Consider the following 16,469-nt stretch of genomic DNA (forward strand, 5'->3'; position numbering starts at 1 on the left):
CCAGTACATGGCGCAGCACCAGAACGCCTGAGCCCATCCGGCGGTGCGCGGGACGGCCCGCGCACCGGATCCTCGAACTGAAGGCCGGCTCCTCGGAAGGAGGAATCATGGCTCAACGCGATTTCGACGTCATCGTCCTCGGCGGTGGCGCACCGGGCGAACACACCGCGGCCGCGATCGCCGCGGGTGGCCTGCGGGTCGCCGTCGTCGAGCGGGAACTGCTCGGCGGCGAATGTTCCTACTGGGCGTGCATCCCGTCCAAGACCCTGCTGCGGCCCGGCGAAGCGCTGGCCACCGCCCGCGACGTCCCGGGTGCCCGCGAGGCGATCACCGGCCGAACGGACGCCGCCGCGGCGCTCGCGTGGCGCGACTTCATGGTCTCGTCCTACGACGACGCCGGCGCCGAAAAATGGGCTCACGACGCGGGAATCGAGATCCTGCGCGGCGACGGCCGGCTCGCCGGGCCGCACGCCGTCGCCGTCGGCGGGAAGACCTACACCGCCGACCACGTCGTCGTCGCGACCGGCTCTTCCCCCGTCATCCCGCCCGTGCCCGGCCTCCGCGAACTGCCCGGCCTGTGGACCAACCGCGAAGCGACCGGTGCAAAAGAAATTCCGCGCCGCCTCCTGGTCCTCGGGGCCGGGCCGACCGGGGCCGAGCTGTCCCAGGCGTTCGTGCGTCTCGGCGCCGAGGTCGCGCTCGTCGACGGCGCCGACCACGTCCTGCCCCGCGAACCCCGAGCGCTCGGCGAAGCCGTCGGAGAAGCACTGCGCGCCGACGGTATCGCCCTGCACCTCGGGCAGCACGCCGGCGCCGCGCGGCTCGACGGCGACGAATACGTGCTCGCCCTGCCCGACGGCACCCAGCTGCGCGCCGAACGGCTGCTTGTCGCCACCGGACGGCGGCCACGCGTCGACGACGTCGGCCTTGACACCGTCGGCGTCGAAGCGAACCCGCACGGCATCCCGGTCGACGACCGGATGGCGGCCGGCGACGGCCTCTGGGCCGTCGGCGACGTCACCGGGCAGTGGAACCTGACCCACGTCGGCGAGTACCAGGGCCGGGTCGTGGCCGCGAACATCCTCGGCCGGCCCACGACGGTCAACTACGACGCCATCCCGCGGGTCGTCTTCACCGACCCGCAAGCCGCGGCCGTCGGCGCCGCGGACGGCGCTTTCACCGCGACGGTGCAGCTCTCCGGAGTCCCGCGCACCGCGACCTACACCCGCGCCTACGACACGCGGCCCGGCTTCCTCACCGTCGTCTCCGACGGCGAACGGCTCACCGGCGCGTACGCCGCCGGCCCCGAAGCCGGCGAATGGCTCCAGCAGGCCACCTTGGCCATCCGCGCCCGCGTCCCGCTGCACGTGCTGCTCGACGTCGTCCAGCCGTTCCCGACCTTCTCCGAAGCCTTCCTGCACGTCCTGCGCGATCTCGACCGCCAGGTCCGCAACCCCTCGGGAGACCGATGATGTCCGCCTACCGCGCATTCGAAGTGACCGGAACACGGCAGTTCGCCTTGGTGGAACGCGAAATCCGCGATCCACTGCCGGGCGAAGTGCGCCTGCGCGTCGAGGCCTGCGGCGTCTGCCACAGCGACACCCTCGCCGTCGAAGGACTGCGCGCCGACACGTCGGTGCCCGTCGTGCCCGGCCACGAAATCGTCGGCGTGATCGACGCCGTCGGCCCCGGCGTCACCGCCTGGGCGGCCGGTGACCACGTCGGCGTCGGCTATCTCAACGGGCACTGCGGCCAGTGCGAAAACTGCCGCCGCGGCGACTTCGTCAACTGCACCGACCAGCCCTGGACCGGCACCACCACCGACGGCGGCTACGCCGAAGTCGCCTACGCCCGCGCCACCGGCCTGGTCCGCATCCCCGTCGGCGCGCAGCCCCTGGACGTCGCACCGCTGCTGTGCGCGGGGCTCACGGTGTATCGCGCGCTGCTGACGGCCGACGCGCGCCCCGGGTCGCTGGTGGCCGTGCAGGGCATCGGCGGTCTCGGCCACCTCGGCGTCCAGTACGCCAAGACGCTCGGCTACCGCGTCGCCGCGATCGCCCGCGGCACCGGGAAAGCCGAACTGGCCGTCGAACTCGGCGCCGACGAGTACATCGACAGCACCGCTATCGACCCGGGTCAGGCGCTGACGCGGCTCGGCGGTGCCGCCGCGATCATCGCGACGGCGTCCAGTGGCGCGTCGATGTCCTCGCTCGTGGCCGGGCTCGGTACTCGCGGGCAGCTCCTCGTCGTCGGCGCCGCCCCCGACCCGATCGAAGTCCGCACCCCGGAGCTGATCTTCGGCACCCGCTCGGTGACCGGCGCGCTCACCGGTTCTTCGATCGAGAACGAGGACAGTCTCCGGCTGGCCCACGACCGCGGAATCCGCAGCCGCAATGAGATCATGCCGCTGTCCGAGGCGCCCAAGGCGTACGAACGGATGATGTCAGGCGACGCGCGGTTCCGTGTCGTCCTCGACACCCGGGAATGATTCAACCGATTTCTGCGAGACGGTGACGGCGCCTGGTCGCCGGACCCCGGGAAACGAATCCGCAAGTCATTGGGGGTGGTCGCCGGTCCTGTTGTGGATATAGTCGTGAACTGCACTCCAAATGTGGCGTTGAGGCGGTGAGCCATGCGGACGGGACCACTATTGCCGGGCGGCATCCAGCTCGAGCTCGACGGAGACCTGCTGGAGCTGACCGGGGTGTCGAGCAGGGAGCGGCTGATGCGGCCAGGAAGCCGGCAATGACATGGACACCGCGCGCAGCGCACTGATCGTCGCGAGCTCGAACTACACCGATCCGGGACTGCGTCAGCTGCGAGCGCCGGGCAGTGACGCCGAGGCGCTCGCGAGGGTGTTGCGGGATCCCGCGATCGGCGGGTTCGAAGTGCGCACATTGCTCGACGAGCCGGCTCACCACATCACCCTGGCGGTGGAGGAGTTCTTCGCCGACCGCCGCCCGGACGACCTCCTGCTGGTGCACTTCTCCTGTCACGGCGTCAAGGACGAGGAAGGCGAGCTGTACTTCGCCACAAAAGACACCCGGCTGCGGCGTCTCGGCGCGACCGCGGTGGCGGCTGACTTCGTCAACCGGCGCATGAGCCGCAGCCGGTGCAGGCGGATCGTGCTGCTGCTGGACTGCTGCTACGCCGGGGCCTTCGAACGTGGCATGACCGCGCGGGCCGGTGCCGGCATGGAGATCCAGACCCAGTTCGGCGGTCGCGGCCGGGCGGTGATCACCGGGTCCAGCGCGATGGAGTACGCCTTCGAAGGCGAAGAACTGACCGACGCCCAGCAGACGCAACCGTCGGTGTTCACCGGCGCCCTGGTGACCGGGCTGTCGACCGGCGAGGCCGACCGGGACCAGGACGGCATGGTCGCGCTCGACGAGCTGTACGACTACGTCTACGACGCCGTCCGGGCGACAACCCCCAATCAGACACCGGGCAAGTGGTTGTTCGGGGTACACGGCGACCTGTACATCGCCCGCCGCGCCCAACCGGTCACCACACCCGCGCCACTGCCGGCCGAGTTGCACGACGCGGCCGACAGCCCGTTCGCCTCCATCCGAGAGGCAGCGGTGCGCGAGCTGACACGCCTGCTGCACGGTCGTCACGCCGGGCTGGCACTTGCCGCGCGACAGACCCTGGAACGCCTCATCGACGACGACAGCCGCACCGTGGCCACCGCCGCTGCCGCGGCGATCAGCAGCTCGCCGACCGGCCGCGCGGCACCCACCCCGCCGGCTGTCCCTGCCCCGCAACCCGACGTCCGCCATCTCCCCGCGACGTCCGATACCGCAGCACAGTTCGACGCGTCGACCGGCACCGAACCTGCCGTGCCGGTCAACGAGAGCGATCCACACCCGAAACCGGAAACCACGACGAAACCACGCCAACCCACCACCGCATCGGACACCGGGCCGCAGGCGACGGTGTGGGCCGACCGCGGTCTGCTGACGGCCGGATGCCTGGAGATCGTCGGCGCGGTGCTGTCGCTGCTCAGCATGTTCCCGTACTACGTCGGGAGTTTTCACATTGTGGACGAGGCGAGGTTCACCTGGAACACGGTGATCGCCACCGCCGCGGCCGTGATCGCGGGTGTACTGCTCCTCGCGCCGGGCACGAGACGACTGGCCGGGTCCGGGTTTCTCCTCGGCAGCGGCGCGCTCGCACTCAATGCCATCATCGTCGGCATCACGCTGAACGCCTCTCAGCACTACGGCGTCCCTGGCACAGGGATGTGGCTCGACGTCACCTCCGGGGCGGTTCGCGTGCTCGCCATCGTCATCGTCGTGGTGTGCATGGTGGGTTCGAGCTCGCTTCGCCTCACACGTCGACCCGCGCCGTACTCATGGCTCACCGCGCTCGCCGGCGTCGTCGGCGCGGTCGCGCTCTACATCGAGCAACAAGGCGAAGAATGGTTCGTACCCGAGGTGGACACGGCCACCGTCACCTGGACAAGCGTCGCCGCTGCCGCCATCCCCCTGCTCGCGGCGATGATCCAGCCCCACCGCTTCGCCATCGCCCTCCTCGCGGGGTGGCTCGCCACCGGCTTGGGCATCCTCGCCTTCAACTCCATGACCGGCGTCACCGTCTTCGCCGCCACCCTCGGAGCGCTCGCGATCGCCCTCGCCCTCCTCATCCACGCCGAACGCCGATCACGCCACTCGACACCTGCGGGTGCAGCCCTCTGACAACCGGGTCTCCCGACGAAGTCCTGCGGTCTCTGTCGAACGGACCGGGGTGCTCCGGGAGACGGTTCCCGGCCGGATCGGCTTCACCCATCGCGTGCTGCGCGAATACCTCGCCGCCCGCGCGATGGTCGGCAACGACACCACGGAGCTGCTGCCCGAGTTCGCGCACCTCGACCGCTGGCGTGAGGTCGCGGACCTGGCCCGGGCACTTCGCCCGGCGGACGAACACACCGCCCCGCCGGCCGGGGACAAGCCGGAAGCGAGACCGCCGGCTGGTCATGCTCGTCGACATCGAGGATACTCGGCGCCGGAGCGCGCCATCAGTCACCAGCTCGCGATCCGCAGCGGTATGTACGAGGTGCTGCGCGAAGCGATCGACGACTGCGGCGTGAGTTGGGAGCGATGCCGCAGCTGGGACCTCGGCGACGGCATGCTCGTCGTCTTCCCGCCGGATGCGAACGAGCCCCGTGCGGTGACCGAGTTGCCACCCCGCTTGGCGGACATCCTGGTCCGACACAACTCGATCAGGTCGGACAGCTCGCGAACCGCGGCCACGACGTCGACGGCCACGTCCATCGCCGCGCCCGACTCCAGCCCGGAGACGTGCTCCAGCAGGCCTCGGGTGGCCTTGAATCCGGCGACGGCCAGGACCGCGTCCATCTGCCGGGCCGCCGCCGGCGGGTGCCGGGCTGCGCGGGAGGCGCAGCGTCCTGGTGATGATCGTCCTTGCGTGCATCGTCACGTCCTTCGCTGATCAGGTGTCCAAGGCCCGCGCGGAGGCGTAGCCGTGTGCCACCCCGCTCGGGCGGATGCGCGTACTCGCTCTGGTTGGCGTCGTGGCCGGCAACCCGTTCCGCGAAGCGGGGTTGCCGGCCGAGCGCGCAGTCAGCGACGCTGCGCGCGGCCGCCGTCGAGCGGCGGCACGTCGGATCTGCACAGCGGAGCGGGACATCGGCGGAGACCCACCCGGGAGTCGAACCCGGTGTTCATCACGGCTTTGCAGGCCGCGCCACGAACCGTCGTGAAGTGGGTCGAACAGCTCCGGCGCGTCCCCCGAGACTTGCGCGTTGTCCCCGGCTCCACAAGGGACGCTGGGCGCGACGCAGCTCCCCCGCCAGGACTCGAACCTGGTGCCTCCCGATCAACAGTCGGGTGCGCAGCCTGTTGCGCCTCGAGGGAATGAACGTGGTGCCCCCAGCAGGAGTCGAACCCCGAACCTGCCGATCAAGAGTCGGCGGCTCTGACCAATCGAGCCAACGACCCAGGTCACCGCCGCAGTGCGGGCGGCGGCGTGGCGGAGGATGCAGGACGCCGACCACCGTTTTCGAGACGGATGCCTTTCCGGGCTCGGCCAATCCTCCCTGCACGGCAACGGTTTCCCGTTGTCGTGGTGGTCGAGGTGTCAGGAGTCGAACCTGATCCGTCGCTTCATCAGAGCGCTGCACAGACCGCCATGCTCCACCTCGTTCTCGTGCGCGGAGGGCGCGCGATTCGAACGCGCGCCGGGACCTCGGCCCCGGACCGCGGGGTAGCAACCCGGTGCCTTGCCTGGCTCGGCCAGCCCTCCAAAATGTGCCCCCGGCGAGTCGAACCTGCATGCCCGCCGACGCGGGCGCGCGGGTTTGAGCCGCGTGCGTCTGCCAGTTCCGCCACAGGGGCGCTGCTGCCCGTCGAGGGTTCGAACCTCGGTCTCCGCGATCAGAGCGCGGTGTCCGTGCCAACTGGACCAACGGGCATCGGGGTTGTGTCGTCGGCTCCCGGTCCAGGGATCGAACCTGGGCTGGCGGATCCAAAGTCCGTCGTGCTGCCGATTACACCAACCGGGAATGTGGTGCCCCTACCAGGATTTGAACCTGGACTGGACGCGTTCTGAGCGCGTTGCCTCTGCCGTTGGGCTACAGGGGCGTCGTCGCACCCGGCCGCGACGGCGACCGGATACGACCACGAGCCTCCTCCGGGACTCGAACCCGGTTCTCCCGTTTACGAGACGGGTGCTCTCTCCTGCTGAGCTGAAGAGGCGTGGTGGTGGTGAACGTGCGGCTCCGGGGAGTCGAACCCCGACTGGGCTGGTTCTCGACCAGGTGCCTCTGCCAGTTGGGCTAGAGCCGCGAGACAGGAAGCGCGTGCGGGGATCGAACCCGCGTCTTCGGCGTGAGAAGCCGGTGTCCGTGCCAACTGGACCAACGCGCCAGGGAAAGCCGCCTTCACGGGCGGCGATCGTGGTCGGGTACCCGCGAGTCGAACGCGGTGACTCCTGATCCCAAATCAGGTGGGGTCGCCAGTGCCCCTCGCACCCGTTGATCGCCGTGACGCAGCGGCTGCGTTTGTCACGGCGTTCGTGTTCGGTGGCCCGGCTTGGGGCTGTCGAACCTGCGCTCACGACGGGACTCGAACCCGCGATCGACTCCTGGACAGGGAGTTGCCGTTGCCGCTGGGCCACGTGAGCTTGAACCTGCCGACGTGCTCGTTGAGCGCCTCGGCCAGTACCCCTACCAGGACTTGAACCTGGCACCTCCGCGTTCGTAGCGCGGCGCTCTGTCCAGCTGAGCTACAGGGGCAAATTCTCGGTGCGTAGCCGATCCGGGTATCGATCCCGGTCCTTCGCCTTGAAAGGGCGGTGACCTAGCCAGCAGTCCCATCGGCCTTGACCGGCATTGCGCTGCTGCCGGTGTTGTGCGAGCGGCCGGAGGGCATCGAACCCTCTGCTTCGGTTTGGAAGACCGACGTGTCCGCCGAGTTCACCACGACCGCAGAACGCGCCCGGCCGTGATGACCGTCGCGCAGGCGCCCCCAGCAGGACTCGAACCTGCGCGCGTCGGCATAGGAGGCCGCTGCTCTGTCCGCTGAGCTACGGGGGCGTGGGTGGTGGAGGAGGGAGTCGAACCCCCTGTGCCGCTCGGGCGTCCGGTTTACAGCCGGGTGGGGCTCCGCTGCCCCGTCTCCACCGGCTGGGTCCGGCCGTCGGTGGACGGCCGGACCCGGTGCTCGCCCTGGCCGCGTGCGAGGCGGCGATGACGAGCATGGGGAAATGTCTGCTCCGCTGTGTAGATGTCAAAGATCTGCGCCACCCGAAAGGAATAGGGCAGCGTCAAGCACCGGCGGAGGGTGTCGAACCCCCTGCGAACGGTTTTGGAGACCGCCGCACTACCGAAGCTCGCCGATAGGAGAGAATTGTTTTCGAGTACGCGAAATAGAGAAAGCCGCCCGGATCGGTTTCCCGATGGGCGGCTCCCTTGACATGACGAGTCCTACGTCATGGTGGGGAGCCTACGCCACTCAGAAGGTCCTGTTCCTGCTGAGAGAAGGGCTTCCGGTGGTCGTTCGACGGGCACGCGACAGCGATCGCGGCGGCCGGATACTGGCGCTGCGTCCCCCGCTCCCACATGTTCGTCATGACCACTCCTTCGTTGCTGGCGTGCTTCCATCATCGCCCAGACGGGCGTTCGACGTCAATCCTATTATCAGAAGAAGTATCCCGCCGCATCTTGCTCCCCGGAGGGGACACGTTTTCAGAGCGATCGGCGCTGTATGAGGTCATCCGCCACATCCAGTTCGGGGATCCCGGGAGCTACATTCCGGGGAACAGACCTCCCGGCTCGCTGGGCAGCGCATCGCGGAAGCCTTGTTCCAAGGCCGCCGTGAGTTCTCTGCTCTCCGTGACTCCGCGCGTCCCCGTCGCCCGATCGTGTCCATCAGCGTGACCGCGTCGTCGTAGCTCGACGGCAACAGCCTGGAGTCGATGCCCATCAGAGACCAGATGTGGAAGCAGTCTTCGCGGCCGCGATCCGACGGGCGGACGAACAGCCGCCTCATGTCCTCCGGCAGGCAAACGGACAACGTACCCACGGTCGCGGCCAGGTCCTCCTGGTTCGCGGGCAGGTCTTCCGCTCCGACGGCGCGACGCCGCCCTGTCGGCCAAAGTGGCCGGGGACAGCACCGCGCTGCGGGCGAGCGATCCGCCCTTGGCTGCGCAGCTCGGCCTCGCCGCCTACCGGCTGGCTCCGGCTGCCCAGGCCCGCGGTGCCCTGCTGAGCACGTTCGCGACGCCCTATTCGACGCGCCTGCCCGGTCACACCGGCGCGGTGTGTACGCCGCCGTCTTCCACCCGGTGGCCGGCTGCTCGCCACCGCCGGTACCGACGCCACGACGAGGTTGTGGGACACCGCGGACCCGCACCACCCGCGCGTGGCCGGCACGATCGGCGATCCGGCGAACAGCGGGGTCCTCGCCACCGCATTCTGTCCGGACGGCACCGTGCTGGCCGCCGCCGGCGCCGACGGCGGGATCCGGCTGTGGAACGTCACCGATCCTGCGCGACCGCGGCTGGCTCTCGTACTCAGTGGCCATTTCGGTGGGGTGCGCCGGATCGCCTTCCGCGCCGACGGCGGGCTCCTCACCTCGGCGGGAACCGATGACACCGTGCGCCTGTGAGACCCCGGATCCGGCGCCGCGGTCGCCACGCTCACCGGCCACACCGAGACCGTCTACTCGGTGGCGTTCGGCCCCGACGGGCGCACCCTCGCCAGCGCGGGCCGGGACACCACCGCCCGGCTCTGGGACACCGACGAAGAGGCGGTCGCCGACCGGATCTGCGCCGTCACCCAGCCGCGGGTCACGGAGGCACAGGGGGCGAATTACCTGCCCGGCATCCCGTACACTCCGCCCTGTTCCTGATCCGACGGTGCCGGGAGCCGTCAGTACGGGACGGCGATGTCGGTGGCGCTGGTGGTCTCGTAGACCACGCCGGCCTTCGTGGCGTAATGGGTGCAGGCGACGTGGACCGTGCGCAACACGGCGCCGTTGGGGATCCAGGGCGTCTCGAAGTGGACGTCGACGAGTGCGCCGCCGTTCTCGGAGTCGTAGTCGCCCGTGACGGCGCCGGTCTGAGCAGTGGCAGTGCACCGGACGTTGATGTAGTCGGCGTCGCGCCGGTCGTTGTCCTGGGTGGCGAAGCGCGAGTAGCCGCGGATCTTCACCCGACGGCTGGTCCCGTCGCTTTCGGTGCCCTCGGTCTGGATCACGCCCTGCAGGACGTAGGCGGCCGTCGTACCGCCTCCGGAGCCGCCGCCGGTCCCGGGGTCCTCCGGGGTCGGCTCACTGATGCCCGGCAACTGATAGGGGTCCGCCTGGGCGGAGGCGACAGTCCCCAGCGAAAACGCGGCGACGGCGAAAGCGGTGAAGACTCGATTGCGCGATGAGCTCATGCCCGAAGCATTACCGCCACTTCCGAAATTCGCCACAAATTCCTGTGGACGCCCCGGAAGTTGGTACGTTCGGCCCAGACTTCGCCTGCTCACGCAGTACTATTCCGGTAAAATTACCCACATTTCCAAGAGGAACCCTCACAGGATCACCGAGGGAATACCGGCGACTATTGCACCACGGGATAAATACCGTCATCCGGCCACCGCGAACCGCCCGAATGCCCGCCGCTCTCTTTATGCGCTCACCCGAGGGGTGTTTTGACAAATCGAGAGTCATTCGTGTCGGTAAAAAACCGTTATCGGAAGATCCGGCGCGCGTTCACCCGCGGCCGCGGACCGCGCCTTGACCTCAAGGGTCCTTGTCGCCGTCGAGTACACCGCGGTGGCGTTGCTCGAGAAGACCCCGGTGTCGGATGGTGACGACGTCCTGGTCGTGCCCGGGGTCGGCGGGCTCGGCAGCCTGCTGGTGCAGCTGGCCCGCGACGTGGGGGCGATGGTGATCGCCGGGGTGCGCGGGCCGGAGAAGCTCGCGCTCGCGCGAGACCTGGGGGTGCGGGCCGTCGACTACGCGGACCCGGACTGGGCCGGGCGGCTGCCCGGGCTGGACGTGGTGTTCGACGGGGTCGGCGGCCCGGCCGGCTCGGCCGCGCTGGCCCGGCTGCGCGACGGCGGCCGGTTCTCCGGCTACGGCATGAGCAGCGGCGCGCCGACCGCCCTCACCGACGCGGACCGCCGCCGGCTCACGGTGGCGGATATGTCCCAGCTCCCGAAGTTCTGGCCGGACACCCCGCGCCGCATCCGGCACGTGCTGACGGAGACCGCGGCAGGCCGGCTGCGGCCGGTCATCACCCGGATTTACCCGCTGCGCGAGGCCGCCGCCGCGCACGATGACTTCGAACAACGCCGGGTGACCGGCAAGCTCCTGCTCCGCCCCTGACGCCGCTGCTCAGGTCATGAACGACCCGTTCAGGTCGCCGGACGCCATAAAAGAGCCGTTCACGACGTCGGTACCGGGGTGAGCGCGGGCCCGTTCTACGATCGCCCGCGGAGGTGGGGCGTGGAGCCGTTGGGTCCGGGTGAGCCGGCGCAGGTGGGGCGGTACCGGCTGCTCGCCGCGGTCGGCGAGGGCGGGATGGGGCGCGTGCTGCTCGGGGTCGCTCCCGACGGCAGGCTGGCCGCCGTCAAGCAGGTCCACCGCGGCTTCGCGCACGATCCCGGGTTCCGCGAACGGTTCCGCCGCGAGGTCGAGGTCTCCCGGCTGGTCTCGGGCGCCTACACCGCGGCGGTGATGGACGCCGACCCGCACGCGCCGACGCCGTGGCTCGCCTCGGTGTTCGTCGCGGGTCCTTCGCTGCAGGAAGCCGTCGATGCGACCGGGCCGCTGCCGCCACCCGCGGTGCGGCACCTGGCCGCCGGGCTGGCGTCCGCGCTGACCGGCATCCACCGGGCCGGGCTCGTGCACCGGGACCTCAAGCCGGGCAACGTCCTGCTCGCCGACGACGGCCCGCGCGTCATCGACTTCGGCATCGCCCGCGCCGCCGAAGGCAGCACCGACCTGACCCACACCGGGGTCATCCTCGGTTCGCCGGCGTTCATGTCGCCGGAGCAGGCGGACGGGCGGCCGCTGACCCCGGCGAGCGACGTCTTCTCCCTCGGCGCGCTCCTCGTCCTCGCGGCCACCGGACGCAGTCCGTTCGCCGGGGCGTCGGCTCCGCAGTCGCTGTACAACGTCGTCCACACGCACCCGGACCTGCGGGTCCTCCCACCCGAGATCCGCGCCCTCGCCGAACCGTGCCTCGCGAAGGACCCGGCCCGGCGGCCGACGCCGGCGCAGCTGCTCGAGCTCCTCGGGCCGCTGCCGCCGGTCCAGCGGCCGTGGCCGCCCGCCGTGCACGCGCTGATCGGCCGCCACCGGGCCGAGGTGGCGGCCGTCGTGGCCAAGCCGCCGAAGCCGCGGCGGCGGGGCCGGCGGATCGTGCTCGCCGCCGCGGCCGCCACGGTCGTCGTGGCCGGCACGATCACCGCGGTCACCCTGCTGAACGGTGACGGGGGCGCGACCGCCGCCCCGGCGAGCAGCCCGGCCCCGCCCCCGGTGACGACGACGTCCGCGCCGAACCCGGATCCGCTCGGCCCGGACAAGCTGCGCGGCGCCGACCCGTGCCAGGTGCTGCCGTCGGTCCCCGGGCTCGGGAAGCTCACCCCGCAGGGCGAGGTCCACTTCTTCTCCTGCACCTTCCAAACCGCGCAACGGCAGTGGATGCAGCTGACGATCGGGGGCCCGTCGGCCGCCAAGGGCACGCCCGCCGGGGAGCTCGACGGCCTGCCGCTCAGCCTCGACAACAACAGCAGCGGCTGCACGGCCTCGGTGCCGGTCGTGGACCGCCCGGCCGCCACCATCGGCGTCGAAGCCGGCGACATCGGGGTGGGAAAGTTCGCCCAGCCGTGCAACGCGGCGAAGACCGCGCTCACCGAAACGCTGAACCGCCTGCGCGCCGGGAGCGTTTCCGCTGCGCCGCCGGGAAGTCTCGCGCCGGTCGACCCCTGCGGCCTCGTCGCCACCGCGACCGCGCAGCGGATCGCCGGCCCGATCACCAAGGTGGAACCCCGTGGGCTGCACGAGTGCCGCTGGACGGCCGGCGGCGAGATCAGCGTGAACCTCGAACGAGGGCGCCCGCCCGTCGCGGCGAAGGACAACTCCTACGACAAGGCCGGCACCGTCGACCTCGGCGGGCTCACCGCGTACTTCACCGCCGACCAGATCAACCCCGCGACGGTCAACTGCACCGTGACCTGGCCGCACCGGCCGGCCGGCGAACAAGGCTCGGAGAACGTCATCGTCCAGTACACCACTTCCGCCAGCACGCTCACCGTCGACGAAACCTGCCGCCAGGTCCAGGACTTCGCCAAGGCGGCCCGGCCCGGGCTGCCGAAGCCGTGAAGCCGCTGGAGCCGGGCGAGCCCCGGCAGGCCGGGAAGTACCGCCTCGTGGCCGCGCTCGGCGAGGGCGGCATGGGCCGCGTCCTGCTCGGCGTCGCCCCGGACGGCCGGCTGGTCGCGCTCAAGCAGGTGCACGCGGAGTTCGCGCGCGACGCCCGCTTCCGCAGCCGGTTCCGACAGGAAGTGCTGGCGTCGCAACGGGTTTCGGGAGCGTTCACGGCGGCGGTCATGGACGCCGACGCCGACGCCGAAACACCGTGGCTCGCTTCGGTGTTCGTCACCGGACCGTCCCTGAAGGAAGCCGTCGAAGCGACCGGACCGCTGCCGGTCGAGGCGGTGCGACGGCTCGCCGTCGGCCTGGCGACCGCGCTGATCGAGATCCACCGGGTCGGGCTGATCCACCGCGACCTCAAGCCCGGCAACGTGCTGCTGACCGGGGACGGGCCGCGGGTGATCGACTTCGGCATCGCCCGCGCCACCGAAGGCGGCGCCGACCTCACCGGCACCGGCGGCATCGTCGGCTCCCCCGCGTTCATGTCCCCCGAGCAGGCCGAAAGCCGCCCGCTGACCCCGGCGAGCGACGTCTTCTCCCTCGGCGGCCTGCTGGTGATGGCGGCGACCGGCCGCGGCCCGTTCCCCGGCTCGACGACCGCGCAGCTGCTCTACAACGTCGTGCACGCCGTCCCCGACCTGACCGGGCTGCCGCCCGAGATCCGGACCCTCGTCGAGCCGTGCCTGGCCAAGGACCCGGCCCGCCGGCCGTCGCCGCAGCGGATCCTCGACTTCCTCGGTCCGGTGGCGCCCGGGACGCGGCCGTGGCCGGACACGGTGCACCGGCTGATCGAAGCGCAGGACACCGCGGTCCGCACCGCGCTGTCCTGGCCGGCGCCCGTGCCACTGCCCCCGCCGCCCCGCCGTCGCCGCTGGTTCCCGGTCGTGACCGCGCTGGCCGCCGTCGCCGCACTCGCCGTGGGCAGCCTGGTGGCGGTGCTGGCGACGAGGGCCGGCGCGGATCCGCCGACCGCGGGCGCGAACCTCGATCCGACCAGCCTGGAAACGCTGCGGCGCACGGATCCGTGCAAGGTGCTGAACGACGTCCGCGTCCAGGACGCGGGCAAGTTGAGCGCCGTCCCGGACTCGGGGTACTTCGACCGCTGCGAATACCGGACGAAGTCCGGCGAAAAGATCTCGATCAAGCTCGGCGACGAGATCTACGTCGAGGGCGGCAGGCCGGCCGAGGACCTCGACGGCCGGCCGGTGCTGTTCACCGAGATCAGCGGCAGCACGTGCGACGCCAGCGTCCAGGTTCCCGCGCAGCCGCAACTGGGCGTGACGGCGCTGGCCGAGACGTGCGGCCTGGCGAAGACCACCCTCGCCAAAGTCCTCGAGCGCGTCCGCGGCGGCGCCGGGTACGACCTGCCGCCCGGCACGCTGCTCGCGTCGGACCCGTGCACGGTGCTCGACAAGACCGCGGTGGCGCCCGTGCTCGGCCCGGTCCGCGAGGTCAAGCTCAACCGGCTGCGCGAGTGCGAGTGGACGGCGGCGACATCCCTGCGGCTGACCTTCGACAAGGGGTATTCCAGCGTGCCGGACGACGGGAGCCCGGTCGACCTCGGCGGCGTCACCGGCACGCGCCACCCGACCGGCGACAGCTGCGCGGTGTCGTGGAACCACCGCCAGTTCGACGCGAAGCGCACGGAACACATCCGGATCTTCGCCTCGAAAACCGGCGGTGGCGCGTGCGACACGGCGGTGGCGTTCGGCAAGGCCCTGGTGGGGAAACTGCCGAAGGCTTGACCCAGCCGGCCACCCGCAGCCCGCCCGGCTGGCCCGGAGATTTGGCGAAAGACAGACGTTCGACGGGATGACCGTCGAGCAGCCTGGGGCATGAACAAGCTATGTAAGGTCGTCATGGCCTGCCGTATAGGGCGTTATACAGTTAAGAGGGACAGGATCACCCCCCGCCCGGCCGCTCGACGACTTTCCGGACACTTCAGGCAACGCCGTGGATGCCGGTCCGCGACGCTATACGGTGAGCTCCATGCACGTGACGCCTCCGCCTCCTCATGTCACTCGCCCGGTCGTCGAGCCTGTCTGGTGGCAGGTGTTCGGGCCTGGGTTCGCCGCCCTGATCGGGTTGTTCATGCTGACCGTCGTCTACCGGTTCGACGGCGTGTCGGCCCTCCAGATCGCCCTCGGCTTGTCCGGTCAGAGCGTGCTGATGATCGTGCTGGTCCCCTACTTGGTCGCCGCGGCCCTCACCGTGCCCGTCGGGCTCCTGCTCGGCGCCCGCTTTCCCACGGCCGTGACCATCCCCGCGACCGGCTTCCTGTTCCTCGGCGTCCTGCTGGCCGCCTTCACCCCGGGCAGCGGACTCCTGCTGATCGGGCGCGCCTTGTCCGGGCTCGGCACGGGTGCGGCCGCCGGTGCGGCCGCCGCGCTGATCCAGAAACTCCGCCGTCGACGCGGTCTCGTCGCCGGTGTGGCCGCCGCGCTCGGCGTGCTCGCCCTGCTGCTCGCGCCGGTCATCGGCCAGCTGATCTCCGAAGCGCTGGGGTTCCGGGTGATCCATCTCGCCGCGATCCCGTTCCTGCTCGTCGCGCTCATCGTCAGCACGGTCCTCGGCCTCGTCAAGCTCACCGCGGCCAAACGCCAGGTTCTGCCCCACGGCGTGCCGTACCCGCCCGCCGGGTTCACCGGCGGCGAGCACGAGAGCACCCTCGAGTTGGGCCGGTGAGGGTTGTTCCGCGGCCGGGTGGCCCGCCGCGCGGCCGCGGCCGGTGAAGAGGGCGATGTCTGGCTGGCGCAGTTCCGATCCGGGGTTGCTGCGCTGAGCCCGGCGCAGGTGGCGTCCGCGTCCGCCACCTCCAAGGCCTCGCTTCGGTGACGGTCCGGTCGTGGCCCCGGACCAAGCCATCGGTACGGCGGAAGCACGGCAGAAGTGAATTCTGCCCGCCCAGGCGACGCCGAGGCGGTGAGCGCCGCGACCGCCGTTCCCGGGGGCAGCCGGAGCGAACGAGGCGGCTCCGGCGGCCTTTTCCCATCGTCCTCAGTGGACCGTCGCGATGGTGACCGAGACCACACGTGCGAGACCGTCCGCCGCACCAATGAATAGCCGGGCAGCTTGATCACTGCCTACGATCGATGTGAACCACCAACGTAGCGCGGAGAAGTGCTTCGTCACCGGTTCACCCACCGCGGACAGCCGCTTCCTGCCCGGCTGCCGGACCGGCCCGGCCAGGACCGGGTCACGCGGAATCACCCTCAGGAAAGAGATGGCCATGCAACGCATCTGCCTGACCGTGCCGACGAACCGCGAGTGCACCGCCACCCTCGCGGAGGTCGTCGCGGAGGCGGCCTACGCCGCGGCGACCTTTCCCTCCGTCGAGGTTCACCTGCTGGTGCTGGACTCCTCGGCCCACTTCGAGGCACACGCCCGCGTGCTCGGCACGGCGCGGAACGTCCGGCACCTCGACGACGAAGCGCAGCGGGATTTCCTGCGCCGCGTGATCAGCCGATCCGGTGTCACCAAACCGGATTTCGTCCTGGATCTCGTCCTCCCGGCCGCGCTTTCGTACGGCGCGTGCACGAACCGGGCGTTCCTGATCGCGGCCGCGCTGGGGTGCGATTC

Annotated in this window: 12 protein-coding genes, 19 tRNA genes and 2 pseudogenes; 12 read left to right on the forward strand and 21 right to left on the reverse strand. The window is 70.7% G+C overall.

All coding sequences use genetic code 11. The features are described from left to right. The first annotated feature begins 107 nt into the window (after positions 1-107). The 4 genes from ACFVYA_RS45455 (at position 108) to ACFVYA_RS45470 (ending at position 5,451) form a co-directional block, all read left to right on the forward strand. Entirely contained in the window at positions 108-1,472 is a 1,365-nt protein-coding gene (locus ACFVYA_RS45455) for a dihydrolipoyl dehydrogenase family protein (RefSeq protein WP_387054258.1), read from the forward strand. After that, positions 1,472-2,488: an alcohol dehydrogenase catalytic domain-containing protein gene (locus tag ACFVYA_RS45460; protein WP_387054260.1), complete on the forward strand. Its 1,017-nt coding sequence runs from the start codon at positions 1,472-1,474 to the stop codon at positions 2,486-2,488. The genes ACFVYA_RS45455 and ACFVYA_RS45460 overlap by 1 nt, the downstream gene beginning before the upstream one ends. 262 nt (positions 2,489-2,750) lie before the next feature. Then, positions 2,751-4,697, forward strand: coding sequence for a caspase domain-containing protein (locus tag ACFVYA_RS45465; RefSeq protein WP_387054262.1), 1,947 nt, complete (start codon positions 2,751-2,753; stop codon positions 4,695-4,697). 49 nt (positions 4,698-4,746) lie between these two features. Continuing rightward, a complete protein-coding gene (locus tag ACFVYA_RS45470; RefSeq protein WP_387054264.1) occupies positions 4,747-5,451 on the forward strand; it encodes a hypothetical protein in 705 nt (234 codons plus the stop codon). A 352-nt stretch (positions 5,452-5,803) separates the two neighbouring features. On the opposite strand, the gene ACFVYA_RS45475 is transcribed toward ACFVYA_RS45470, so the two are convergent. From ACFVYA_RS45475 to ACFVYA_RS45565, 19 genes are all read right to left on the reverse strand, one after another. Next, positions 5,804-5,876 (reverse strand) — tRNA-Asn (locus ACFVYA_RS45475). Between the two features lie 113 nt (positions 5,877-5,989). Beyond that, positions 5,990-6,058: transfer RNA gene (locus tag ACFVYA_RS45480), tRNA-Ser, on the reverse strand. Positions 6,059-6,088: 30 nt separating this feature from the next. Further along, a tRNA-Ile gene (locus ACFVYA_RS45485) sits at positions 6,089-6,163 on the reverse strand. Between the two features lie 10 nt (positions 6,164-6,173). After that, positions 6,174-6,264 (reverse strand) — tRNA-Ser (locus ACFVYA_RS45490). A gap of 6 nt (positions 6,265-6,270) precedes the next feature. Then, positions 6,271-6,356, reverse strand: a tRNA-Leu gene (locus tag ACFVYA_RS45495). Positions 6,357-6,360: 4 nt separating this feature from the next. Beyond that, a tRNA-Gln gene (locus ACFVYA_RS45500) sits at positions 6,361-6,433 on the reverse strand. A gap of 18 nt (positions 6,434-6,451) precedes the next feature. Beyond that, positions 6,452-6,523, reverse strand: a tRNA-Gln gene (locus ACFVYA_RS45505). A gap of 3 nt (positions 6,524-6,526) precedes the next feature. After that, positions 6,527-6,602, reverse strand: a tRNA-Leu gene (locus tag ACFVYA_RS45510). A gap of 41 nt (positions 6,603-6,643) precedes the next feature. Further along, positions 6,644-6,716, reverse strand: a tRNA-Thr gene (locus ACFVYA_RS45515). Between the two features lie 16 nt (positions 6,717-6,732). Continuing rightward, positions 6,733-6,806, reverse strand: a tRNA-Leu gene (locus tag ACFVYA_RS45520). A gap of 8 nt (positions 6,807-6,814) precedes the next feature. Beyond that, a tRNA-Glu gene (locus ACFVYA_RS45525) sits at positions 6,815-6,887 on the reverse strand. Between the two features lie 30 nt (positions 6,888-6,917). Next, positions 6,918-6,994 (reverse strand) — tRNA-Pro (locus ACFVYA_RS45530). A 76-nt stretch (positions 6,995-7,070) separates the two neighbouring features. Next, positions 7,071-7,143, reverse strand: a tRNA-Asp gene (locus ACFVYA_RS45535). 38 nt (positions 7,144-7,181) lie between these two features. Beyond that, a tRNA-Arg gene (locus ACFVYA_RS45540) sits at positions 7,182-7,255 on the reverse strand. Between the two features lie 14 nt (positions 7,256-7,269). Further along, positions 7,270-7,341, reverse strand: a tRNA-Glu gene (locus ACFVYA_RS45545). Between the two features lie 34 nt (positions 7,342-7,375). Next, a tRNA-Gly gene (locus tag ACFVYA_RS45550) sits at positions 7,376-7,448 on the reverse strand. A 34-nt stretch (positions 7,449-7,482) separates the two neighbouring features. Continuing rightward, a tRNA-Arg gene (locus ACFVYA_RS45555) sits at positions 7,483-7,555 on the reverse strand. A gap of 5 nt (positions 7,556-7,560) precedes the next feature. Continuing rightward, positions 7,561-7,643 (reverse strand) — tRNA-Tyr (locus tag ACFVYA_RS45560). A gap of 147 nt (positions 7,644-7,790) precedes the next feature. Then, positions 7,791-7,859: transfer RNA gene (locus ACFVYA_RS45565), tRNA-Trp, on the reverse strand. A gap of 888 nt (positions 7,860-8,747) precedes the next feature. Between ACFVYA_RS45565 and ACFVYA_RS45570 the strand changes: the two are divergent. From ACFVYA_RS45570 to ACFVYA_RS45580, 3 genes and pseudogenes are all read left to right on the forward strand, one after another. Beyond that, positions 8,748-8,849 (forward strand): annotated as a pseudogene (locus ACFVYA_RS45570) (hypothetical protein); the annotation flags it as partial. A 33-nt stretch (positions 8,850-8,882) separates the two neighbouring features. Next, on the forward strand, positions 8,883-9,128 hold the full coding sequence (locus ACFVYA_RS45575; protein WP_387054266.1) for a WD40 repeat domain-containing protein: 246 nt from the start codon (positions 8,883-8,885) through the stop codon (positions 9,126-9,128). Between the two features lie 33 nt (positions 9,129-9,161). Beyond that, positions 9,162-9,371: pseudogene (locus tag ACFVYA_RS45580) on the forward strand (WD40 repeat domain-containing protein); the annotation flags it as partial. A 20-nt stretch (positions 9,372-9,391) separates the two neighbouring features. Here the strand turns inward: ACFVYA_RS45580 and ACFVYA_RS45585 are convergent. Beyond that, positions 9,392-9,901 carry a hypothetical protein gene (locus ACFVYA_RS45585; RefSeq protein ID WP_387054267.1) on the reverse strand — a complete coding sequence of 170 codons (510 nt, stop codon included), beginning with the start codon at positions 9,899-9,901 and terminating at the stop codon, positions 9,392-9,394. Between the two features lie 343 nt (positions 9,902-10,244). Here ACFVYA_RS45585 and ACFVYA_RS45590 point away from each other — a divergent pair, with 343 nt between their 5' ends. The 4 genes from ACFVYA_RS45590 (at position 10,245) to ACFVYA_RS45605 (ending at position 15,575) form a co-directional block, all read left to right on the forward strand. Further along, positions 10,245-10,838, forward strand: coding sequence for a zinc-binding dehydrogenase (locus ACFVYA_RS45590; RefSeq protein WP_387054269.1), 594 nt, complete (start codon positions 10,245-10,247; stop codon positions 10,836-10,838). A gap of 120 nt (positions 10,839-10,958) precedes the next feature. After that, the gene (locus tag ACFVYA_RS45595; protein WP_387054271.1) at positions 10,959-12,839 is read left to right on the forward strand and encodes a serine/threonine-protein kinase; all 1,881 of its coding nucleotides are present in this window, start codon (positions 10,959-10,961) and stop codon (positions 12,837-12,839) included. Next, entirely contained in the window at positions 12,836-14,635 is a 1,800-nt protein-coding gene (locus tag ACFVYA_RS45600; protein WP_387054273.1) for a serine/threonine-protein kinase, read from the forward strand. Before ACFVYA_RS45595 ends, ACFVYA_RS45600 begins: the two co-directional genes overlap by 4 nt. Before the next feature lie 244 nt (positions 14,636-14,879). Continuing rightward, positions 14,880-15,575 carry an MFS transporter gene (locus ACFVYA_RS45605; RefSeq protein ID WP_387054275.1) on the forward strand — a complete coding sequence of 232 codons (696 nt, stop codon included), beginning with the start codon at positions 14,880-14,882 and terminating at the stop codon, positions 15,573-15,575. 312 nt (positions 15,576-15,887) lie between these two features. On the opposite strand, the gene ACFVYA_RS45610 is transcribed toward ACFVYA_RS45605, so the two are convergent. After that, the gene (locus tag ACFVYA_RS45610; RefSeq protein ID WP_387054277.1) at positions 15,888-16,121 is read right to left on the reverse strand and encodes a hypothetical protein; all 234 of its coding nucleotides are present in this window, start codon (positions 16,119-16,121) and stop codon (positions 15,888-15,890) included. Here ACFVYA_RS45610 and ACFVYA_RS45615 point away from each other — a divergent pair. Then, the coding region (locus tag ACFVYA_RS45615; RefSeq protein ID WP_387054279.1) for a DUF6271 family protein at positions 16,120-16,469 on the forward strand (350 nt) is incomplete at its 3' end. The genes ACFVYA_RS45610 and ACFVYA_RS45615 overlap by 2 nt on opposite strands.

Source organism: Amycolatopsis sp. NPDC058278, assembly GCF_042881395.1.
In the GTDB taxonomy this organism is placed as follows: Bacteria; Actinomycetota; Actinomycetes; order Mycobacteriales; family Pseudonocardiaceae; genus Amycolatopsis.

Bases quoted from the DNA above. Each gene is read 5' to 3' on its own strand.
- ACFVYA_RS45455 (WP_387054258.1), top strand. From the start codon at position 108: ATGGCTCAACGCGATTTCGACGTCATCGTCCTCGGCGGTGGCGCACCG.
- ACFVYA_RS45465 (WP_387054262.1), top strand. From the start codon at position 2,751: ATGGACACCGCGCGCAGCGCACTGATCGTCGCGAGCTCGAACTACACC.
- ACFVYA_RS45610 (WP_387054277.1), bottom strand. From the start codon at position 16,121: ATGGCCATCTCTTTCCTGAGGGTGATTCCGCGTGACCCGGTCCTGGCC.
- ACFVYA_RS45585 (WP_387054267.1), bottom strand. From the start codon at position 9,901: ATGAGCTCATCGCGCAATCGAGTCTTCACCGCTTTCGCCGTCGCCGCG.
- ACFVYA_RS45460 (WP_387054260.1), top strand. From the start codon at position 1,472: ATGTCCGCCTACCGCGCATTCGAAGTGACCGGAACACGGCAGTTCGCC.
- ACFVYA_RS45605 (WP_387054275.1), top strand. From the start codon at position 14,880: ATGCACGTGACGCCTCCGCCTCCTCATGTCACTCGCCCGGTCGTCGAG.